Origin of the sequence: Halobacteriovorax sp. BALOs_7 (assembly GCF_003612895.1) — a bacterium.
Taxonomy (GTDB): Bacteria; Bdellovibrionota; Bacteriovoracia; order Bacteriovoracales; family Bacteriovoracaceae; genus Halobacteriovorax_A; species Halobacteriovorax_A vibrionivorans.
Genome location: NZ_CP027772.1, coordinates 850,471 through 869,856, shown reverse-complemented (window position 1 = coordinate 869,856; position 19,386 = coordinate 850,471). Strand labels below are relative to the sequence as shown.

23 protein-coding genes are annotated in these 19,386 nt (G+C 36.2%); 7 read left to right on the top strand and 16 right to left on the bottom strand.

Annotated features, from left to right (window positions below):
- Position 1 precedes the first annotated feature (1 nt).
- The 3 genes from BALOs_RS04340 to BALOs_RS04330 form a co-directional block, all read right to left on the bottom strand.
- Entirely contained in the window at positions 2-586 is a 585-nt protein-coding gene (locus BALOs_RS04340) for a TetR/AcrR family transcriptional regulator (RefSeq protein ID WP_162929543.1), read from the bottom strand.
- 114 nt (positions 587-700) lie between these two features.
- Positions 701-1,300: an HAD family hydrolase gene (locus BALOs_RS04335; protein ID WP_120404402.1), complete on the bottom strand. Its 600-nt coding sequence runs from the start codon at positions 1,298-1,300 to the stop codon at positions 701-703.
- A gap of 56 nt (positions 1,301-1,356) precedes the next feature.
- A complete protein-coding gene (locus tag BALOs_RS04330; protein ID WP_120404401.1) occupies positions 1,357-1,638 on the bottom strand; it encodes a hypothetical protein in 282 nt (93 codons plus the stop codon).
- Positions 1,639-1,714: 76 nt separating this feature from the next.
- Here BALOs_RS04330 and BALOs_RS04325 point away from each other — a divergent pair, with 76 nt between their 5' ends.
- Positions 1,715-2,725: an SAM-dependent methyltransferase gene (locus BALOs_RS04325; protein WP_120404400.1), complete on the top strand. Its 1,011-nt coding sequence runs from the start codon at positions 1,715-1,717 to the stop codon at positions 2,723-2,725.
- Between the two features lie 67 nt (positions 2,726-2,792).
- On the opposite strand, the gene BALOs_RS04320 is transcribed toward BALOs_RS04325, so the two are convergent.
- The 3 genes from BALOs_RS04320 to BALOs_RS04315 all read right to left on the bottom strand — a co-directional run bounded on the left by BALOs_RS04320 (position 2,793) and on the right by BALOs_RS04315 (position 4,370).
- Positions 2,793-3,245, bottom strand: coding sequence for a DUF2202 domain-containing protein (locus BALOs_RS04320; protein ID WP_120404399.1), 453 nt, complete (start codon positions 3,243-3,245; stop codon positions 2,793-2,795).
- A 95-nt stretch (positions 3,246-3,340) separates the two neighbouring features.
- Positions 3,341-3,541 carry a hypothetical protein gene (locus tag BALOs_RS15155; protein ID WP_115361129.1) on the bottom strand — a complete coding sequence of 67 codons (201 nt, stop codon included), beginning with the start codon at positions 3,539-3,541 and terminating at the stop codon, positions 3,341-3,343.
- A gap of 4 nt (positions 3,542-3,545) precedes the next feature.
- Positions 3,546-4,370, bottom strand: coding sequence for an endonuclease (locus tag BALOs_RS04315; RefSeq protein ID WP_120404398.1), 825 nt, complete (start codon positions 4,368-4,370; stop codon positions 3,546-3,548).
- A gap of 239 nt (positions 4,371-4,609) precedes the next feature.
- Between BALOs_RS04315 and BALOs_RS04310 the strand changes: the two genes are divergently transcribed.
- Positions 4,610-5,584 carry a hypothetical protein gene (locus BALOs_RS04310; protein ID WP_115361133.1) on the top strand — a complete coding sequence of 325 codons (975 nt, stop codon included), beginning with the start codon at positions 4,610-4,612 and terminating at the stop codon, positions 5,582-5,584.
- Here the strand turns inward: BALOs_RS04310 and BALOs_RS04305 are convergent.
- Positions 5,581-5,889 carry a helix-turn-helix transcriptional regulator gene (locus tag BALOs_RS04305; RefSeq protein WP_115361135.1) on the bottom strand — a complete coding sequence of 103 codons (309 nt, stop codon included), beginning with the start codon at positions 5,887-5,889 and terminating at the stop codon, positions 5,581-5,583. The two genes, BALOs_RS04310 and BALOs_RS04305, sit on opposite strands and share 4 nt — an antisense overlap.
- 90 nt (positions 5,890-5,979) lie before the next feature.
- Between BALOs_RS04305 and BALOs_RS04300 the strand changes: the two genes are divergently transcribed.
- Together BALOs_RS04300 and BALOs_RS04295 are read left to right on the top strand one after the other, a co-directional pair.
- Positions 5,980-7,038, top strand: a complete 1,059-nt coding sequence (locus BALOs_RS04300; protein ID WP_120404397.1) for an alkene reductase — start codon at positions 5,980-5,982, stop codon at positions 7,036-7,038.
- Positions 7,038-8,018 carry an LLM class flavin-dependent oxidoreductase gene (locus BALOs_RS04295; RefSeq protein ID WP_120404396.1) on the top strand — a complete coding sequence of 327 codons (981 nt, stop codon included), beginning with the start codon at positions 7,038-7,040 and terminating at the stop codon, positions 8,016-8,018. The genes BALOs_RS04300 and BALOs_RS04295 overlap by 1 nt, the downstream gene beginning before the upstream one ends.
- A 31-nt stretch (positions 8,019-8,049) precedes the next feature.
- Here the strand turns inward: BALOs_RS04295 and BALOs_RS04290 are convergent, their stop codons facing one another.
- The 9 genes from BALOs_RS04290 to BALOs_RS04250 form a co-directional block, all read right to left on the bottom strand.
- Entirely contained in the window at positions 8,050-9,330 is a 1,281-nt protein-coding gene (locus BALOs_RS04290) for a TRAP transporter large permease (RefSeq protein WP_120404395.1), read from the bottom strand.
- Positions 9,330-9,791 (bottom strand): TRAP transporter small permease, encoded by a 462-nt coding sequence (locus BALOs_RS04285; RefSeq protein WP_120404394.1) that lies wholly within the window; start codon positions 9,789-9,791, stop codon positions 9,330-9,332. The genes BALOs_RS04290 and BALOs_RS04285 overlap by 1 nt, the downstream gene beginning before the upstream one ends.
- Positions 9,788-10,789 (bottom strand): C4-dicarboxylate TRAP transporter substrate-binding protein, encoded by a 1,002-nt coding sequence (locus tag BALOs_RS04280; protein ID WP_120404393.1) that lies wholly within the window; start codon positions 10,787-10,789, stop codon positions 9,788-9,790. Before BALOs_RS04280 ends, BALOs_RS04285 begins: the two co-directional genes overlap by 4 nt.
- Before the next feature lie 108 nt (positions 10,790-10,897).
- Positions 10,898-11,749 (bottom strand): SDR family oxidoreductase, encoded by an 852-nt coding sequence (locus BALOs_RS04275; protein WP_120404392.1) that lies wholly within the window; start codon positions 11,747-11,749, stop codon positions 10,898-10,900.
- Between the two features lie 18 nt (positions 11,750-11,767).
- Complete coding sequence (ygiD, locus tag BALOs_RS04270) at positions 11,768-12,568, bottom strand: 4,5-DOPA dioxygenase extradiol (RefSeq protein WP_370454593.1); 801 nt, start codon at positions 12,566-12,568, stop codon at positions 11,768-11,770.
- 256 nt (positions 12,569-12,824) lie between these two features.
- On the bottom strand, positions 12,825-13,022 hold the full coding sequence (locus tag BALOs_RS04265; protein WP_115361149.1) for a cold-shock protein: 198 nt from the start codon (positions 13,020-13,022) through the stop codon (positions 12,825-12,827).
- Positions 13,023-13,038: 16 nt separating this feature from the next.
- A complete protein-coding gene (locus BALOs_RS04260; protein WP_162929542.1) occupies positions 13,039-13,737 on the bottom strand; it encodes a class I SAM-dependent methyltransferase in 699 nt (232 codons plus the stop codon).
- Positions 13,738-14,042: 305 nt separating this feature from the next.
- Positions 14,043-15,089, bottom strand: a complete 1,047-nt coding sequence (locus BALOs_RS04255) for a methyltransferase domain-containing protein (protein WP_120404390.1) — start codon at positions 15,087-15,089, stop codon at positions 14,043-14,045.
- Between the two features lie 191 nt (positions 15,090-15,280).
- Positions 15,281-15,478: a hypothetical protein gene (locus BALOs_RS04250; protein ID WP_115361157.1), complete on the bottom strand. Its 198-nt coding sequence runs from the start codon at positions 15,476-15,478 to the stop codon at positions 15,281-15,283.
- Between the two features lie 254 nt (positions 15,479-15,732).
- Between BALOs_RS04250 and BALOs_RS04245 the strand changes: the two genes are divergently transcribed.
- From BALOs_RS04245 to BALOs_RS04235, 3 genes are all read left to right on the top strand, one after another.
- The gene (locus BALOs_RS04245) at positions 15,733-17,481 is read left to right on the top strand and encodes a hypothetical protein (RefSeq protein ID WP_120404389.1); all 1,749 of its coding nucleotides are present in this window, start codon (positions 15,733-15,735) and stop codon (positions 17,479-17,481) included.
- 11 nt (positions 17,482-17,492) lie between these two features.
- Positions 17,493-18,323: a LysR family transcriptional regulator gene (locus BALOs_RS04240; protein WP_115361161.1), complete on the top strand. Its 831-nt coding sequence runs from the start codon at positions 17,493-17,495 to the stop codon at positions 18,321-18,323.
- Between the two features lie 81 nt (positions 18,324-18,404).
- The gene (locus BALOs_RS04235; RefSeq protein ID WP_120404388.1) at positions 18,405-19,358 is read left to right on the top strand and encodes a hypothetical protein; all 954 of its coding nucleotides are present in this window, start codon (positions 18,405-18,407) and stop codon (positions 19,356-19,358) included.
- Positions 19,359-19,386: the final 28 nt, after the last annotated feature.

Here is a 19,386-nt window from a genome sequence, read left to right as displayed (position 1 = left end):
CTTAATTCTTATCAATACATGCACGGTAAAGTGCATCGATAAATTCAACTCGCATTTTTTCAAATTCTTCTTCTCTTCGCCCTCGCCCTATCCAAGAATGGATAAGCTCTCTTGCAGCTCCGTAAAGAAAGGCATCTAAAATATTTGGAGAAATGACTTTTACACCTTCAGACTCTCCTTGCTCACATAAGACTTCATAGATCTTAGTAGATAGGGAGCGATACTCTTTTTGAATAAGGTGGCGAATCTCAGAGAAGCCAGATTCAGACACTCTCCAAAAAAAACTACTCTCTCTTAAATTTTTCTTATGCCAATTGAAATATGTTGTAACCAACGCGTCTAGTGTCTCATCAATTGTTTTGGCCGATATAGCAGCTTGATAAACTTCATTTCTAATTCTTGAGGTTAATTTAACGAATAATGATTTAAAGATATCTTCAATACCATTTGGAAAATGATAATAAAAAGTTCCTGTTGATAGACCAGTATGCTTCTTTAGCTTTGAAACACTTAAATCTAAAATGGGAACTTCATCTAATAAATTAAGAACGCCTTCATAAATGGCCTCTTTCGAATCCTGCTTCACTTTCACTTCCTATAGACAAGTTGTCTAGACGATTACTCTACAATATGCCATAAGAAAAGCCTCGACTCAAGAGGCTTATTCTAGGTAACGACAAATACGTAATATATTTAGACTTTAGAGATGACTATTTTGATCGATATAGTCCACGATTTCACTGAGTTCAATATAAAGAGTTGACTCAACTTTCTCCTGCCCTACACCAGCGGCGAAGTGGAATCCAGCAAAACCAAGTTGCTTTGCTGCTTCAACTTCATCAAAAGCTTCAGAAATATAAAGGCTTGGATGGCGACCAGTTTCGTCTAGCGCCTTATTAAATATATATGGCGCGGGCTTTAGCTCATCATTACTCATTGGAATGTAAACCTTATGAAAGATAGTAAGGTCAAATTGGTCTTGATCATTCCAATGGGCCTTTACATATTGATTGAGTGACTCAATTTTCTGATCGTAGGTTTCACCAAATGACTCAGGAATATTAGAAATAATAGCAACCTTAATGCCCATTTCTTTTAAGGAGCGTATATACTCCAAAGCACCAGGATAATAGTGATAATTCCCACTTTCTTTTGTGTTAACTATCGTATCCCCAAGGTCGAAGAAAACCCATCTTTCAGTTGTGGTGGTTTCTTGTGAATCAGAGGCAAAGTAGCCAATGGCCGCACATGAGATAATTGCAAAAAGAGAAAATAGAGTGATTTTGAGATTCTTTTTCATAATTAATTTTATCAAATCTACTTAATCTGTTCATGATATAGATCAGTAATATAAATTTAAATAAGAAATTCTAATAAAGAGTTTAATTCAATAAGAGTCGCGTCAGAATCAAGACTCCAGCTCTGTTTACTCTTTTCCATACGATCTTTTAATTCTTGGGCCTTTTTCTTAATTTTAAAAGTCTCGCCCTCTGATACAGAGTCCACCATACGCCATTTAAGCTCATCAAGAATATAATAGTAAGTCATTGGGCCTTCATCTCTGTCTAACTCCTGGTCAATAACAGTCATAAAGTCCCACCAATCATTCTTGCGATATCTTCTTGAGCTTGAATACATATTTATCCTTCTATTAATCTAGAAAATTTTACATTTTCCCTCTACGGAACTTAATTTTCTCGCTAGGTTCTCATTTATGCACCTACTAATGCCAAAAGATAATACCTGGAAAAAGTTCCTCAAAGATGAGGTCATGGATGAATTTTCCATCAAGAAGTCTCAAATCACAAGTCCTGATGGGCTACCGATTTTAGAAATTGATGAAAAAACACCATTAAGAAAGAGCTATCTTGGTCTTGCTCTGGACACTTTACCAGAAACCCAAACTATTCCAGCTGGAAGTATTGGAGAACAGAGCTCTTTGATAGTTAATCTTTTAAAGAAGAGTAATATTTCACAAACAGCCTATCAAGTCTTTAGTATTTCTAATAAGTATGGAGTCGTAACCAATGGCCGCAGTGAATTATTATCTCAAAAGCTTGCTAAGAATTTGAGAAAAGAAGGAATAAAGAGAGGAAAGTTTCATTTCAAAGACTGCCCACTTATTAAGGCCTGTATTTATCCTGATCGAAGCATCAAGATTTCAGTTCTCGATAAAGTAAAAAGGCAAGAATATGATCATCTTCTTAGTCCATTCCCTGGTGGCTACACAACGATTACCGATGATAAGCAGGCACCATCAAGAGCATTTAAAAAACTTGTGGAAGCGCAACTCGTACTTGGAAAAGAGATAAAAGAAGATGAAACATTAGTAGATCTTGGAGCATGTCCAGGAGGATGGAGTTACGTTGCCCTCAATCAAGGAGCACAGGTCACATCAATTGATCGCTCTCCCCTAAGAGAAGACCTTATGCCAAAAGTGAACTTCAGCGCAGAAGATGCTTTCAAGTTTATGACTGAGGATGGTTTTGATTGGGTGGTTTCAGATATAATTTGTACTCCAGATAGAATTCTTGAATTAATAGAAACTTGGGCCACACCTCAAAAATGCAAAAACTTTGTCTTTACCATTAAGTTTAAAGGAAGTGACAGCTACGATATTCTCCAAAGCTTTAAAAAGAAATTACATAGCCTTGATTACGACTGTATTTTGAGACAGCTAAATGTAAATAAGAATGAAGTTATGGTTATGGGAACTCGAATCTAGACTCCCTTGATTTCGTGAGAGGGTGAAATCAAGGGAGCTAGGATGTCAACGAACACAATATGCTGAATCATTCAGCACACCTTTGAAAAGCTGGTAAATGACGATTTTGACTAACCCACTGTAAATTTTCAAATACTGCAATCAGATCGGGGTCATCGGCCAATTCAAAAATCTTATTATATAATTCAACATTGGCCATCTCTCCTATAATTGCGGCTTCACAGGCTTGTTGAATTGAATCATAACCAGGAACTCTCCCGTAGTATGAATCGTCTGGCACATCGACTCCATATTTTGCAAAGAAAGGAATTAGTGCATCAATATGTCTTTGTTCTGAATAAATAATTTTTGAAAATGGGCGAACTCTACCGAAGTCATCCAATACTCTAGAATAAATTGCACGTGCCTTATACTCGTCATCGAGTGCCATCATTAATGCCCTAACGTTATCAGCTTGGGCAAGGGAGAAGGAAGCAAAAAGCAAACTGAATATAAATACGAAAACATTCAACTTTTTCATGATCGAAACCTCCAAAAGGTATCCTCTTCCTCACTATTAAGATGATAGCAGTTTGATGAATGTCAATGGTGTGAAATTTGTAAAACTAAACTTTATTATCGTAAGAGTTTACATTTTACTGAGTATTTAATCTTTTCAAAACCTTCAGCACCAAACCATTCTACATATTGGCAGTAAATCGTCTCATGCAGTTTTGTGTCTTGATAATTCAAATACAATTCTTCTCCAATTGGTGTGGAGAAGAAAGGTACAAGAAATATAAATGTTATAATAAGAGTTAAGATGATTTTTAGCATTGGACTATTGAACTTCCCAAATTGCTAAGGCCCACTCAGGATGATCAATGAATGGGTTTCTGTTTTTCTGGTAACGACATGCTTGATCATTTCGATATCTTTCATGCTCACTAACAGGGTCTTGCTTATGCCACTTTAAAAGTGTTTTCAAAAACCATGTGCTATAAGTCTGATCTCTTGAACCATCTGTCATGTCATTATAACGAAAGCTTGGAATTCGACTTTCATAGCGAACAGCAAAGTAAAGCATTGCTCTAGCGATATCACCTTTGAACTCATCAATTGGCTCAAACACTGTACGGCGATATGCTGGATCTTTACTTCTTCCAAGTTTGGATCCATTTTCTGAAATCCATCTTGCTTCCCCGACTTCACCAAATGGGTACGAGCTTCTCATTCCATTCACTTTTCCATCTGATGGATAAACATGGAATATATCTGTTTTCATTGGTCTTCTCTTACCAAAGAGACCTTGTGGAAATAAATGTTCACGATTGTAACAATCACCTTCGTTTCTGTATTGGCCACACTTCTTTTGACCGGCCCTAAATTTATAAGGGTCTCTTCCATTAGGATTTTCAGAATACATATCTAAAATTGTATTATCACCATCATATGTCTTATCACGATCAGATCTCGTATAAGCCTGGTGAAGATCATCATAAGAAAGACTACGATGTGTCTTTGTTAGTAGATTAGATAGTTTTGATTTGAACTCATAACCTGAAAGATGGGTTGGAAGTCCTGAGTAGAATTTACTTTGATCACAAGTTGCAAAAGTCATTCCTGAAATCAAAATCATTAAAGCCGCGAAGTGTGTTTTTTTCATGGGAAAATGGTATCGGTCTTAAAACGTTAAAACAATGCAAAATATGAAAAAAATCTAATTAATAGTATTAGAATGGCCTTATGGCCCTCTATTAAACAGTCTTTGATTCCAATAACTTACATGCGCCTCGCGCAATTGTTTCGTTTATGAACTATACACTAAATAAAAATAATACAATCTGGCCATGATCCAGGCCTTTTTCCCTTATATTTAAGAAAACAATAACGAGAGAGACAACCATGAAGTTTACTAAGCTTGCCTTAGCTTTTTCACTATGTGCAATCAGTACACAGGCCTTTGCAGAAATGACCGATATTGAAAAAGAGCTATATGCAGATCGCTCCCATGTGAAAACAAAAATTCAAATGGATAACGATAATCCTTTTTTAAACCTAATGCCTTCACTCTTCTACGTTGATGATGACCATGGCTACACACATGGGCTTGGAGCTGAAGTTGAAATATCACCAAGTGCTGACAATGCAATCATTAAAGAAAATGAAACATGGAAGATCGCTCTTTCATCTAAAATATACACAAAAGATGTCACACCAGAAGGTCAAGACCTCTTTCCAAATGATCCACAAGTATTTAATGAAGTAACAAAGCTTGATATTACTTGGGATGATATTCTCGATGCACAGATGTATGACAATAAGAGCTATATCCTAGTTGGTGCAGGGATTGGGAAATTCAATAATAGTGACGATGGTGGTTGGGGTGCTATCGGTCAGCAAAGAAGATGGCATGTTTATAAGCACAACAACTTAACGCCAGAAACAACTTCCATGTACGATAATCAATTAGGTGACACAAATGATGTCTTTGTCACGGCCAAAGCAGCAATTGGAAAGGTCGTTAAACTCGATACGAACCAATATGATTGTAAGTGTGAACTAGATCGAATTACATTAGAAACAGGTGTTGAACTTGTCAGTATCAGAAAAGGATCTCGTGTTTACTTCTTACTAGAGGCTAATAAAGTTTTAATTGAACGAGGAAGTCATCGTTTTGGAATGGAGTTATCTTTAGAAGGAAATGCTCATGGTGATGGAAACTTTGGAGGTGACGCTTACGGAGGAGTTTTCTACGAATATAAAGGCTTTAGGATTAAGACTGGATTTTCTCAAGGATATGGAGAAGATAATGAAGAATTCTTTGAATATACTGACGATAATCCAATCTGGATGCTTAGTATTGAACATAGGTTTTAGTCACAAGGCAAACAGCTATTTTTCACAGTCTCAATTAGGCCCGGATATTTCTTTTTAATATCTGGGTTTAAAAAGAGGTACTTCTTTACCCCTTCAGTGCGCTCACAAATAATCCCAGCTTCAATAAGCTTTTTAACATGATGTGAAAAAGTGGCCTTATTAACACAGTAATCGAACGAGCCGCATGTCATTTCTTTATCACCACAACCTTCTTCATAAATAATAAGCTGCTTTATGACCCCCATTCTTATAGGGTCACCTAGTGATTTGAATATCTTATCGAGTGTTATTTCTTGTTTTTTCATTGTTAGATAAAATTCTAACAAATTGCTTGATTTTTTTCAAGAGCGGGTCTATTGTTTGATAAATATCTAACTATAATTTTAGGAGTACATATGCCAGATTTATTTTCCCCAATAAAATTAGGTCACCTTGAATTAAAGAATCGTATCATCATGGCCCCTCTTACTCGTGCAAGAGCTGGAGTTGAAAGAGTCCCAAATGAACTTATGCTTGAATACTATACACAAAGAGCAGGAGCTGGGATGATCTTAACGGAGGCCACTGCCATAACAAAAAAAGCTGTTGGGTATGCCAACACACCAGGAATTTGGTCAAAAGAGCAAATTGCCGGCTGGAAGAAAATTACTCAAGCTGTTCAAGAGAAAGGTTCAAAAATCTTTATGCAACTTTGGCATGTTGGTAGAATTTCCCATCCAATGTTCTTAGACGGTGAATTACCTGTTGCTCCAAGTGCTATTAGGCCAGAGGGTCACGTCTCACAGGTTAGACCTATCACAAATTTTGAAACACCAAGAGCATTAGAGGCAAAAGAAGTTAGGGCCATCATCCAAGACTATAAACAAGCGGCCATAAATGCTAAGGAAGCTGGATTTGACGGAGTAGAAATTCACGCTGCCAATGGTTACCTAATCGATCAATTCTTACAAGACTCAACAAATAAGAGAGATGATATATATGGAGGCTCAATTGAAAACAGAGTGCGTTTTTTGCTGGAAATCACAGATGAACTCATTGAAGTATGGGGCGCTGATCGCGTTGGCGTTCACCTTGCTCCTCGTTGCGATAGTCACGACATGGGTGACTCTGATCCCTTATCACTATTTAGCTATGTTGTAGAAGAACTCAATAAGAGAGACATTGCTTTTGTCTTCACACGTGATCCGCTTGATGATGGAAGTCTTTTTCCAGAATTAAAGAAACACTTTGATGGTGTCTTTATTGCCAATCAAAAGTTTACAAAAGAAACGGCACAAAAGGCCCTTAATGATGGAATTGCCGATGCTATTTCATTTGGTGTTCCATTCATTGCAAATCCTGATTTAGTAGAGAGATTTAAAAAAGATGCTCCTCTTAATGAGCCAGTCTTTGAAACATTCTACGGGCCAGATAAAGTTGGCTACACAGATTACCCAACACTAGAGGAATTATAATGCAGACAAAGCTATCATTATTAGACTTGGTCTTTGTAAATGAAGGCCAAGAACTAAGCGATGCATACAATGATTCTGTTAAGACAGCACAGGCCGTTGAGGAATTTGGATTTAATCGTATTTGGGTTGCTGAACATCACAATATGCCGGCCATTGCCAGTGCTGCAACTTCTGTTGTTATTGGACTACTTGCTGCCCAAACAAAAAAAATTAGAGTTGGAGCTGGTGGGATTATGCTTCCAAACCACTCTCCCCTAGTTATTGCTGAACAATTTGGAACTCTTGAAGCATTATATCCTGGACGAATTGATCTAGGCCTTGGGCGTGCTCCCGGTACTGATCAAATGACTGTTCAGGCCTTAAGAACTACGGCCCAAAGCTCAAACAACTTTCCTAAAGATGTCGTCGAGCTACAAAGACTCCTTTCAAAAGAAAGTGGTAATGATCCAATTGTGGCCACTCCAGGACACGCAAGCGAAGTTCCATTGTGGATTTTAGGTTCAAGTACATTTGGTGCGCAGCTAGCAGCTCACTTAGGTCTTCCTTATGCTTTTGCTTCACACTTTGCACCTGATGCTCTTCAAGATGCGCTAGATCTTTATCATGCTGGCTTTGAGCCTTCACCTCAACAAGAAAAACCATATTTTATGTTAGGGGTAAATATTATTATCGCTGACACAGACGAAGAAGCACAATTTCTAGCAACAAGCCAACAGCAATCTTTTGCTAACCTTAGACGTGGAGTTAAAAAGAAATTCTCTCCTCCAATTGAAGATATCAATACTTATTGGTCTCCTGAAGAAGCGATGATGGCAAAGCATATGCTTCACTTCTCTTTTGTTGGATCGAAAGAGACCGTTAAGAAAAAACTAGAAACTTTTATCACTCGCTATCGACCTGATGAACTGATGGTCGTCACATCAATCTATGATGTTGAAAAACGAATTCGATCTCTTAAGTACTTATCTGAGTTATTATAGGGTGCCATGCACCTTAAAGCAACGCACTTTGCTATAATAAGTTTGGTAAGAATAAAACAACGGCCGGCCAATACGTCACTAAAAGTAATGTTAGCAGTAAAGCAATAATGAATGGCCAAATCTCTTTAACAAACTCACCTATTGTGACACCTGTAATGGAACAAGTCGTAAACATCATGGAGCCAAAAGGAGGCGTTACCCCACCAATCATAATATTAACGATGAGAACCGCGCCAAAGTGAATTGGATCAATACCAAGCTGAGTCGCCACAGGAACAACAAGTGGCGCAATGATAATGAGAGCAGCACCACCCTCAAGAAACATCCCCATTGCTAATAAAAGGACATTCATAATAGCAAGCATAACGTATTTATTTTGAGTTAAGCTTAGTAGGACCTCTGTAAGTCGTTGAGGAATCTGTTCCCAATTTAAGTAATAACCAAATACAGAAGCCGATACAATAATAAGAACAACAGTTCCCGTTCCATAGATTGTATCTTTCATAATAGGGATAAAGTGTTCTTTCTTAAGTTCCTTATAGATGAAAATACCAATTAGGACAGATGCTAAGACGGCGATTGCTCCCGCTTCCGTTGGAGTGAATAGACCAAATCTTAGTCCGAGAATAACTCCAAATGGTAGCGCAAGAGACCACATTGAATCAATAAACTGCATGGCAATTTCTTTACTATTTGCTTTTATTTCACGAGTTGGCTTATAGCCACGTTTTTTTGAAATAATTGCCACTGTGATCATAAGTGCGGCGGCCATAATTAGGCCAGGAGCATAACCAGCAGCAAACATTTTAGCTACTGAAACCTGAGCAATAAGTGCATATATAATAAGAACAATCCCAGGAGGAATGACTGGTGAGATAGCCGATGAAGCAGCAGTAATCGCAGCAGAGAATGCCTTACTATAGCCACGCTCTTGCATCTGTGGAACAAGGATCTTACTTTGCATGGCCGCATCAGCATTGGCAGAACCAGAAACGCCACCCATAAATGTAGAAAGAACAACATTAACTTGGGCCATGCCACCAGTTAGATGACCGGTAAGCACATCGGCCATTTGCATAAGCTTTGCACTAATTCCAGAGTAATTCATAACAGATCCTGCCATGACAAAGAATGGGATTGCTAAGAGTGGAAATGATGCTGTTGCAGTAATAAACTTTTGTAAGACTAAGTCTGTTGGCATTCCTGCATCCATGAATGTGAAATAGAAAATCGATGCGCCAAATAGAGCAAAGGCAATTGGCAAGCTAGAAAAATAAAGAATGAAAACAATTGCTACTGGTAAGTATTCCATTATGCTCTCCTCCCCTTTACATCTTCTATTAAAAACTTAATGGAGTGAAAAGAGATAAGGCCAAAGCCAAAGATAAGAGCACTATTATAAACAGCTGAACTTATGCCTAGAACAGCAGTTGGTTTCTTATATGCAATAAATGTAAAGACAATACTTAGATAGAAGATGTAGCCGTTAATCAATATGGTAAGTAAGTGAGCAACAGTTCTAGTAATCTTTTCTTTTTCTGGCGAGAGTCTTACAATTAAAGCATCAATTCCTATATCCATTTTATTTTTATAGACGGCACTAGCACCAACAAAAACAGACCAAACAAAGCATATCGTTGAGACCTCTTCCGCCCAATATATACTGTAATTAAAAAGATATCGTAAGATGACATTCAAAATAACTAAGCAAACCATTATAATAAGAAAGCTTCCGCTAATAATTTCTTCAAAGTTTTTTAGAAATAATTTCATATGCGCTCTCTTATACTTTTAAGCTCATTTTGGATTTTATTATACATTTGAAGATTTACTCCAGGTAAGCTTTCAAATACATTCTTCGTTCTTTTCTCAAATGAAGCACGATCTATTTCATTAAATTTAACCCCATGAGACTCGAGTTTTTTAACAACACTTGAGTGCTTAGACTTTAAAAGATTAATCATTTCACGTGCCTCAAAGTCAAATTCATCTTGTATGATTTTTTGATACTTCACAGGAATCTTTGCCCAGACTTCCGTTGAAATATAAACACCACAGACACCTAAAAAGTGCTTTGTAAGTGCTACATTCTTTTTTCCTGTCTCATAGACTTTTGTACTAATATTTGTAAATTCCGATCCTTCAAGTCCATCGACAACCCCCTGTTGAACTGCACTAAATGTCTCCCCCCAAGGAAGAGGTGTTGCAGTTGCCCCCATTGCATTTAAAGTCTCAATAAAGAGCTTACTTCCAGGAGTTCTAAGTTTTACTCCTTCTAAGTCCTCAGGGGTTCTTACAACCTTATCCGTAATAAGATTCCTAAATCCAAAAATATATTCAAGTGAAAGTATTTTAATTCCTTGTTTTTCTAATTTCTTGGCCCAATCCTTAACCATCTGTGTCTTTATCAGCTCAGTGTATTCATCATAGCTATTATAAAGCATTGGACCAACAAGGGCAGTGAACTCAGGAACATAGTCTCCAATATAAGAAGGGTCTTCCACAGAAATAAAATGGGCACCTCTAGCAACAAGCTCCACTCCATCTTTATAAGTTCCAATTTGGCCTTGGGGAAAAGTTAAAATTTTCACCGCTCCATTCGTTTTTTCATCAATTCGTTTAGCTACTTTATCCATTGAAAGAGTTAGGTCTTCTTTAGGGCTAAAGACATGACTTAAGCGTAATTTTATTTTGAACTTTGACGGATCTTTCGTCTCAGATGGACGACAAGAAATTATGCACAGTAATGCACAGATGAAAATCAACTTCATAAAAACTCTCTCATTGACGTTTATAAGATAATTATAACTTGTTTAGAGGGATTTCCAAGAAAGATTTAAGAAAATAAGGAGATGCTTAGCACCCCCTTCATATATGAATTAAGCAATCCTTTTGATGGTCTCTTTCATTGACTCTGTAGGACGACCGATTAATCTCGATAAATCCTTACTTTCAGAATAAAGTCCTCCTTTTGAGGCGCCAATTTCTGAGTCGGCCAACATATCCGCAATCACTTCAGGAAGACCTGCCTGAAGTAAAACGTCTCTGTACTCACTTTGAGTCATATTCTTATAAGAGATATCTCTTCCATATTGCTCGCCAATTAGAGTTGCAAATTCACTTAAATTATAAGAAGTATCACCTGCTAATTCGTATACCTTACCAGCATGGCCATCATCTGTTAAAACGTTTGCCGCGGCCAATGCATAATCATTTCTTGGAGCTGATGATATTCTCCCCTCTCCAGCACAGCCGAGAACAACAGAATGCTCCAATATAGTCGGAATTCCCATTGTGTAATTCTCTGAATACCAACCATTTCTTAAAATTGTTGTCTTAATATCAAGATCATTTATTAGTTTTTCAGTAGCAAGATGTTCTTCAGCAAGTCCTAATGGTGAATTGTCTGCTTCGAGAATACTTGTATAGGCTAAATGTTTCACTGAAGAATCTCTTACAATATCAATGACATTTTGATGTTGTGAAAGTCTTTTTCCTACTTCACTTGATGAGATAAGTAGTAATTTTTCAACTCCTTCTAAAGCAGATCTAAGACTATCAGGCTTCTCATAGTCTCCATACCTAACCTGTACGCCCTTTTTGGCAAACTCATCGAGTTTATCTGTTGAGCGTGCAATGGCAACAATCGACTTTGGTTTTACACCTTTATCTAATAAATTCTTTATAACTAATTGACCGAGTTGGCCTGAAGCTCCTGTTAAAGCGATCATATTTTCCTCCAATAATTATTAATAATAACGAACTGATCTCATTGATAATGAACCAAGTTCAAAGCCTTCATAATCAAATGTAATTTTATCTTCTTCTAAGCTAGAACCTAAAACGTATAAAAGAGGTAGGTAGTGCTCATCTGTTGGAATGCTAAATTTACCAGCTTGAGTCTTAAGGGCATCACTCACTAGCGGAGCATCTTCTCTTTTAAGAAGTTTATCTTTTACCCATTCATCAAACTCGATGGCCCAGTCAAGGCCTAAGTATCGATGCTTACGACTCATCATTCTTAAATTATGTACAATATTCCCACTTCCCATAATCATGACACCTTCATCTCTTAAGAACCTTATCTTTTTTCCAAGTTCGTAGTGATATTCATACGACTGATTGCGATCGAGACTCAATTGAACAACTGGTATATCCGCTTCAGGAAAAACATGTTTTAAAACTGACCATGTTCCATGATCAAGACCCCACTGCTTCTTATCAATATTAACTCGAGGCTTATTTATGGCCTTAGCAATCTCATCAGCTAAGCTGGCATTTCCATCTGCAGGATATCGAACATCATATAATGCTTGTGGAAAACCATAGAAGTCATGAATTGTCTTTGGATGATCCATTCCGGTAACCCAAGTTCCTTCAGTTTCCCAATGGGCCGAGATCATAAGCACGGCCTTTGGTCTTGAATAATCACGACGTAGTCCCTGTCCTAATTTTTCTAATTTTTTTGTAAAGTCGTTACTTTCAATGGCATTCATAGGTGATCCATGACCTAAAAATATTGCTGGCATTCTTTCTTTTTTAGTTGTCATAAACTTTCTCCCAAGCACTGCTGATGCTAGGCCAAAAAGAATTCCTGTAATAGCTTGGCGTCTTCCAAGTTTCATCATAGCAGTCTCCTGGCCGGTGATAATCTTAATTATTACCAAAAATCACATGTTGCAAAAGACTACAAATATGCAACCCAGTGTTGCCACAAAGGAACGCTAAAAAAGAATATAAAATATTGAAATAATAGGAAAAAAAGAGAAGCCAAGAATAGGCCCCTCTTTTTAAATTCTTCTTAAATTAAGAAAGAGATTTAACTTGAACAGCACATGGACCTTTTTGTCCTTCACCTACTTCAAATTCAACTTTTTCGTCATCTCTAAGAGTGTTACCTTCAACACCTGAGATATGTACGAAAAGATCTTGTCCACCATCGTCTGGCTTAATAAATCCAAAACCTTTCTCATCATTAAAAAACTTTACTGTACCTGTAGCCATAATTTTCTCCTAGCTATTAAAATTTTGTTAGATCTGTGATCGAACTATATATCTTAAGTTCACCTGAACTTAAAAAACCATTTGCCATCCAAAATTGCTTATATTTTTTCTCAATTAAATAATCCACTCTCTCCCCCTTTGTAATAAGAAAGAAGTTGTAGTCATCAATACGAGTTACAAGTTCATCTAAGATGTCGGAAATATCTTGCATCTCACTGAAGTCATAAATAAAGTAAACCTGTGCCTTAGGTAGAACAAAGTCCTCTTCTAAAACATTCTCCAAAAGTATTTCGCAATTAAGTAATTCCATTCTCTCAAAGACGCGATTACCTTCTCTTTGTCTTTGTTTTAGAATTTCATATCCAATAAAGCGAGCTTCTGGAAAAATTGAGCTCATAACAAGCCCGATGCGGCCATAGCCAGCACCTATATCAACAATCTTGTGGATGTTGTAATCCTTTAATAAATAAAGGGCATCAAATAAATGATTATATGGAGTTTGTAATGCTTGAGGGTGTAACCCAATCCAAGTCTGTGTTCCATCGTAATGTTGCTTACGACTTGAATCATCTGCATCTTTATAATAAGCGCGGTACTTTTGAGAAAGCTTTTCTTCAATCTTTGTGATTTTATAACCTAACTCACGATCAAGATTTTTGGCGTGAATGCGAGGGTGAATATTCTCATCAAGCATATATGTTCTAGGGTTTCTCACCTTTTCACATAACAGCTCGGTCTTAGTTTGCGTCTTAATAATGAACTTACTCTAAATGTTAAATAGACAAATACTTTTAATTCTCTGCCGAGTTAATAATTTTGCACATCGAATTAAAATAGGAAGGAACTTTAAGATAAACAAGGAACTAACTATAAAAATCAAATACAATTAATTCCTTATACCGACTTTCTGCACACAGGGCAACAAATTAAAGTATTTAACGCGACTTACGGGTTATCTTTACACTAAAATTTTATATCCATTCACCTAAACAATACAATTTCAACAACTTACAATTATACTTATTCTCTTGTTTTAAATACACATAGATTACCTTCATCGATAATTATAGGTCTAGGCCAAGAGTTTTCTTCTGCAATATCCATAAGCCAGCCCCTAGCATTACCTTTTGTAATGATAGTTATCTCCTTATCTTTACTATATTCCACAATTTGCCCTAGCACATAGTGATATGTCTCTTTAGTAAAAGGATCATAGAGATAATAAACATCGGCTTCTGGAATCTTAAAAGAGGCCAGTGACAGATCCTGTACTTGAAAGCTTAAATTCTCTTCAAGGCCAAAAGCCTTTGTAGCTATATTTGATATTTCAACCCGATGAGGCACAAATTCATAACCAATGAAATCGACATCCGGACGCAAAAGAGAACACACTAATCCAACTCTCCCATAACCAGATCCAAGATCAATAACCTTTCCACCTTGTTTTAACTGCATATTCTCCATGGCCAATAAGATTGTAGAATAGCCAGATTGAACTCCTACACCAGCTCCTGCATACAGCCTCTCTTTAATAGTAGAATCAAAAATCATATCTCGATCTAATTGGTAATTGAGGTTAAAGAGATCATCGAGATTATCAAATGTACGATAAAGATCAGGTCCCTTATGACCAAGACTTTGCAGTCGTCCTTCTTGGGCCTTTTCTTCGGCCAAGAAATAAAGACTCATCTCCTTTAAAGACTCAATGACAAATTCTTTTTGAGAGAGCTCACATGCGCTAAGAATTTGTTTTAAAACATTTTCTTCAATTACTTTTGAGTCCTTGGCCACCTTTTTTAAATTCTTTTCACCACGAGCAATTAAAAAATCTTTTAAAAAAGATATTCTTAATAAGTCGTTTGAAAAAAGTGGAGTCATAAAATCACAGTACGAAATATCTCGTTCATCTTGACGCTTTAGCCATAATTGATCCTTAAGAAAACCTGTGACAGTGACAAGAAATGCCGAATTAATGTAGAGGTGTGCAAGTTGAATAGGCCCTAATTCTAGAGTACTAGGGTTCTTGCCTTCTAGTAGTCCTAGAAAAGTTTCTTTTGAAAGGTTCATTTAGCTTTTACCTTGATGCTAATACGATCATGGTTGCTATGCATGAGCCTATTTATTATTGATGACTATATCTTACGTTCTAACAGTGATGAAGTACAGCTCGTTGTTAAGATATAAAAGGCCTTTTCGGCCGACTAACCGAAAAGGCAATTTTGGGGTTTACTGCTGCATGAAGAAACAAAACAGCAATCTTAATTATGTTTTAAATAATTGTCCTCAACTTTAAAGTTGGAAAACTTCTTTTGCAGCTCGGCCATTTCCATAGTTATCTCCTCTAAGACAGCTAGCTTCTTATTAATCGACTTATACCAACGTAAAGCCTGATAGAGTGCTAGAAATAGAAATAAGTTTGCAAACGTAAATAGAATAAAAAAAACAAGTAAATTCATCGAGCTCCCTTAGTAACTGATTTCTCGTCTAATATTTTCAGATACTTAAGGTCTTTTATTAGTTTATGTTTTAATTAAGTTTAACTGTATATCTTACTGAAATCACAATACTAAAGTTTGCCATGTGAAACATTAATTCGATAAGCAATATTTTCTTCAGATAAGCAAATGCTTAAACTTTAAGCGGCCGTACAAAATTCCACGGCCAAGATACCATATCTATTATAAATGACGTTCAACTTCTGGCATCTTCTTTGCATTTAATTACAGGAATGAGAGAGATCCTATTTATAACATTTTTATGCAGTCTGAATGTATTTGCAGACATTGATTTCACAATCGAGAAATCATTCTTTCAAGATCATCAAATTAAATATGACGCTAAGGAATTAACTTATAATAGTGAATATAATGAGAGCTCATATTGGTTTAAAACTAAGTATCGTGAATTTATTATTGGCAATATTGTTAATTGCCTTGAAAACAATTGTACGACATACCATCAGCGTGATCTCGATGAAATCTATAATGAATCACAGAATCAATTTGGAGAAAAAGACGCACAAGTATATTTCTCAAATGTCGTTGCCGGTCTCGTTATCTCTGCAGATGACTCACTAGAAAGACAAAATATTCTTTCAGAAGCGAAAGAATATATGAATTTCAATCAAAAAATTTATATCGGACATATACTGGGCCATATGATGAACAATCACTATGATCACGACCGCGACCCAGATGGAATTGTTTCACAAGACGAAATCTATAGAGCACAACGAAATGGGTATGATGCTGGTGTTTGCCGTGATATCGCGGTAGCACAAGCAACAGTCCTTAAAGACCTAGGTATTAGTGAAACATATATACTCGCCTATGCAACGGCTGGAGATGGCCATGCCATGGTTATTGCACAAGATCCTGATAATAAGGATCGAATCGTTAGCTTAAATTATGGAGAAGTTAGAATTAATGAATCGCCAAGTGCTCAAGGACTATCTCAAGATTCAAGTCTTGCTGACTTTGGAATTAGTTATCGCATATTTAATGCTGATGGAACACCTCACGATCGTCTATCAACTGAATTAGGTTATGTTTTAAATAAGGTACTAGGCTTCGATAATAACTTATCTTCACCTGGCTCTAAATTTGATGGTATCAACTTTAGCTCTGTTGATTATACTAAAGGTATTTTTACTGCAACTGCATTCTATTCAGATAATGCTTCGGGACTAAATACTCTTGGAGCAGGTGTATCTCTTAGAAGAGACACTGAACATTTAACACTAAATGCAGGGGCAACAGGATATCATTCCAGAAAAAGCTTGAAGCATCGTGAATTTCACAGTCAAAGTATAGGTATCTTTGGTGGCATAGAAGCACAACTTAGAACGGGAAAGACTGACTTTGGTTTCTTAAAGAATATATATGCTGATACAAGATTACTCGTTAGTGGTTCGATGGGAAAAGGAGATTACTCAAATGAAAAACTCGATGAAAATAATGAGATCGATGCACTAGATGGTGACTACTTTAGAAGTGAGCATCATATGCTTGCCAGTTCTCTATATGCCGAAAGTAATTTTGCAAATATGACATGGAGAGGAATTGTTACGGCCCATGCCTCTATTATGAAAGATGATATCAGAAATGAAAGTCACCATTCACTTCACTATCTTGGTACAACAATAAAAAATCAATTTAATACACCGATCTCTGATGAATATACCCTTACTTTAGAAAACACACTCTACCTAAAGCAAAATGGTTCAACGATGGACTTCAATGCTGAAGTGAGATCCGGTGATGATCTTTTCTCTTTTCAGTTAGGAACAAGTCGCCCTATCTCTGGTCAAACTGGTTACTGGACCACAGGCCACGAAAAAGAAACTTACTTTAAGTTAAAAGCAAATAGTAGAGACAATCGATTTAGCTTGGGACTAAAGATCGGAAAAACAGAATCACACGGAACCACATATAGACTCGAAAGTGAGTTTCGATTTTAAAGGAATCAATAATGTCGTTAATATTGGATGATATCAAATACTTTATTACCGTTAGTGAGACCTTGAATGTGACAAGGGCCTCAGAGAAAATCGGAATATCACAACCGGCCCTAAGCTATGCCATTAAGCGATTAGAAAGAGAGCTTGGAGGCGATCTACTAATAAGACTTAAGAATGGTATCCAGTTAACCAAACTTGGTGAAGAGTTTTTAAAACGTTCAAGAAAGCTAATCTTTGAATGGGAAGAGGCCCAGAACTTAGTATCTTCAGAAGGAGATATTGCTCAAGGAAGTTATACTTTTGCGATTCATCCATCTGTAGCACTTTACTCCCTTAAGTGCTTTATGCCAGAGCTTCAAAAAGAATACCCTAATATAGGATTTAATTTTATTCACGGTCTTTCAAGAGAAATGACAGAAAAGGTCATTAGCTGGGAAGCTGATTTTGGTATTGTAGTCAATCCAATAAAACACCCAGATCTTGTCATAAAAAAACTATGTCTTGATGAAGTATCGATCTTTCATTTAAAGAATGCAAAAAACAAACTGATACTTGATGCCAGTCTTAGTCAGTCACAATATATCTTAAAAAAAATTGCCAAGAAAATTGATTTTGATGGCCATATTAATTCAGCAAACTTAGAAGTTGTTGCCAATCTCACATCCTTGGGACTTGGTTATGGCCTTCTTCCATCAAGAGTTGCTGCTCAGTATCCTACTTTAAATAAACTCAAGACTGCGCCAATCTTTAAAGATGAAATTTGTCTTATCTACCGTCCCGAAAAACATCGAAATAAAGTTAGTAAAAAAATCATAGAAATTCTTAAAACATCAACCTATTAGCCTTAACTTTTTATTCACTAGTAATTCCATAAGAAGCAATTAAGAATAAGTCGCCATAAAATAAAAATGAGGACTTTATCCATGAAGCGACTTGAAATTATCTTGCTACTAATTATTTTTTCATTTCATTCATATGGAAATAATGAGGTTATCAATAATCACTGTGACGGCTTAACAGATAAGATATCGGAAGTTATTGTCGGTGACTCGATAAATATTAAGAAGCTGGAAGCAAATGGTATCTTTCCAATCATTGGTGAAGACATCAATTTTAAATTAACACAATGTCGACTTTCAAAACGTATAATTATCAAATCAAATCAGAATACTGGTGACTTCATCGTAATTGAGTTTGAAACAAAGAGTATTAACGAGGGATATTCAACGTCTAGCTTTGAAAATTTAATTAAAGACTCATGTTCTGAAAAAAGTCTCTACACAACAATAAGAGTCGAAAAAAAGAATATAAATGAAATAAAAGATAAATTAAATTTAAAATACTGCAAGAATAACGATAGTGATATTTATCATTCAAAAAGGTTTAGCTATCGACAAGAAGATGATTTTCGTCATCAGTACTTTAATAAATACTTTGCGATCCCTCTTGAGATAGGAAGTTCATTTCCTTTTCTTTTATATAAGAAAATGGACCAAAGGGCGCTTTTTCAAAATGCAATAGAAACTCAGGAAGGTTTTCAAAGATTATTCTATCTATACAGAGCCGATATAAAAGGTTTCTCTTACATTGAGTCATCAACTTTTTCCAAAACAAATCATAATATCAGTACTAATCCTACGAAAGTATTTAAATGGAGTTTACAAGAAGATAAAGATAGCGATCTTTTTGAAAGTGAAATAAAATTTAACTCTCAGCTTTATAAAAAAGAAGAATTAAAATCAGCGCTCTTTGAGCTTATTCATAAAGAATCCATAGAACTTCCCTCTGTATATTTCCTAGGAAAAAGAGTTTATCTATCAAAGCGTGAACTTTATCACCGTATAATTCAGTATATGAGTTCAGAAATCCCCTTATGATAAATAAGGCTTAAATATTTAAAATGAC

Bases quoted from the DNA above. Each gene is read 5' to 3' on its own strand.
- BALOs_RS04250 (WP_115361157.1), bottom strand. From the start codon at position 15,478: ATGAATTTACTTGTTTTTTTTATTCTATTTACGTTTGCAAACTTATTT.
- BALOs_RS04290 (WP_120404395.1), bottom strand. From the start codon at position 9,330: ATGGAATACTTACCAGTAGCAATTGTTTTCATTCTTTATTTTTCTAGC.
- BALOs_RS04330 (WP_120404401.1), bottom strand. From the start codon at position 1,638: ATGTATTCAAGCTCAAGAAGATATCGCAAGAATGATTGGTGGGACTTT.
- BALOs_RS15155 (WP_115361129.1), bottom strand. From the start codon at position 3,541: ATGCTAAAAATCATCTTAACTCTTATTATAACATTTATATTTCTTGTA.
- BALOs_RS04320 (WP_120404399.1), bottom strand. From the start codon at position 3,245: ATGAAAAAGTTGAATGTTTTCGTATTTATATTCAGTTTGCTTTTTGCT.
- BALOs_RS04255 (WP_120404390.1), bottom strand. From the start codon at position 15,089: ATGAACCTTTCAAAAGAAACTTTTCTAGGACTACTAGAAGGCAAGAAC.
- ygiD (WP_370454593.1), bottom strand. From the start codon at position 12,568: ATGACAACTAAAAAAGAAAGAATGCCAGCAATATTTTTAGGTCATGGA.
- BALOs_RS04315 (WP_120404398.1), bottom strand. From the start codon at position 4,370: ATGAAAAAAACACACTTCGCGGCTTTAATGATTTTGATTTCAGGAATG.
- BALOs_RS04310 (WP_115361133.1), top strand. From the start codon at position 4,610: ATGAAGTTTACTAAGCTTGCCTTAGCTTTTTCACTATGTGCAATCAGT.
- BALOs_RS04235 (WP_120404388.1), top strand. From the start codon at position 18,405: ATGAAGCGACTTGAAATTATCTTGCTACTAATTATTTTTTCATTTCAT.
- BALOs_RS04275 (WP_120404392.1), bottom strand. From the start codon at position 11,749: ATGATCGCTTTAACAGGAGCTTCAGGCCAACTCGGTCAATTAGTTATA.
- BALOs_RS04325 (WP_120404400.1), top strand. From the start codon at position 1,715: ATGCACCTACTAATGCCAAAAGATAATACCTGGAAAAAGTTCCTCAAA.
- BALOs_RS04280 (WP_120404393.1), bottom strand. From the start codon at position 10,789: ATGAAGTTGATTTTCATCTGTGCATTACTGTGCATAATTTCTTGTCGT.
- BALOs_RS04285 (WP_120404394.1), bottom strand. From the start codon at position 9,791: ATGAAATTATTTCTAAAAAACTTTGAAGAAATTATTAGCGGAAGCTTT.
- BALOs_RS04295 (WP_120404396.1), top strand. From the start codon at position 7,038: ATGCAGACAAAGCTATCATTATTAGACTTGGTCTTTGTAAATGAAGGC.
- BALOs_RS04305 (WP_115361135.1), bottom strand. From the start codon at position 5,889: ATGAAAAAACAAGAAATAACACTCGATAAGATATTCAAATCACTAGGT.
- BALOs_RS04300 (WP_120404397.1), top strand. From the start codon at position 5,980: ATGCCAGATTTATTTTCCCCAATAAAATTAGGTCACCTTGAATTAAAG.
- BALOs_RS04240 (WP_115361161.1), top strand. From the start codon at position 17,493: ATGTCGTTAATATTGGATGATATCAAATACTTTATTACCGTTAGTGAG.
- BALOs_RS04335 (WP_120404402.1), bottom strand. From the start codon at position 1,300: ATGAAAAAGAATCTCAAAATCACTCTATTTTCTCTTTTTGCAATTATC.
- BALOs_RS04265 (WP_115361149.1), bottom strand. From the start codon at position 13,022: ATGGCTACAGGTACAGTAAAGTTTTTTAATGATGAGAAAGGTTTTGGA.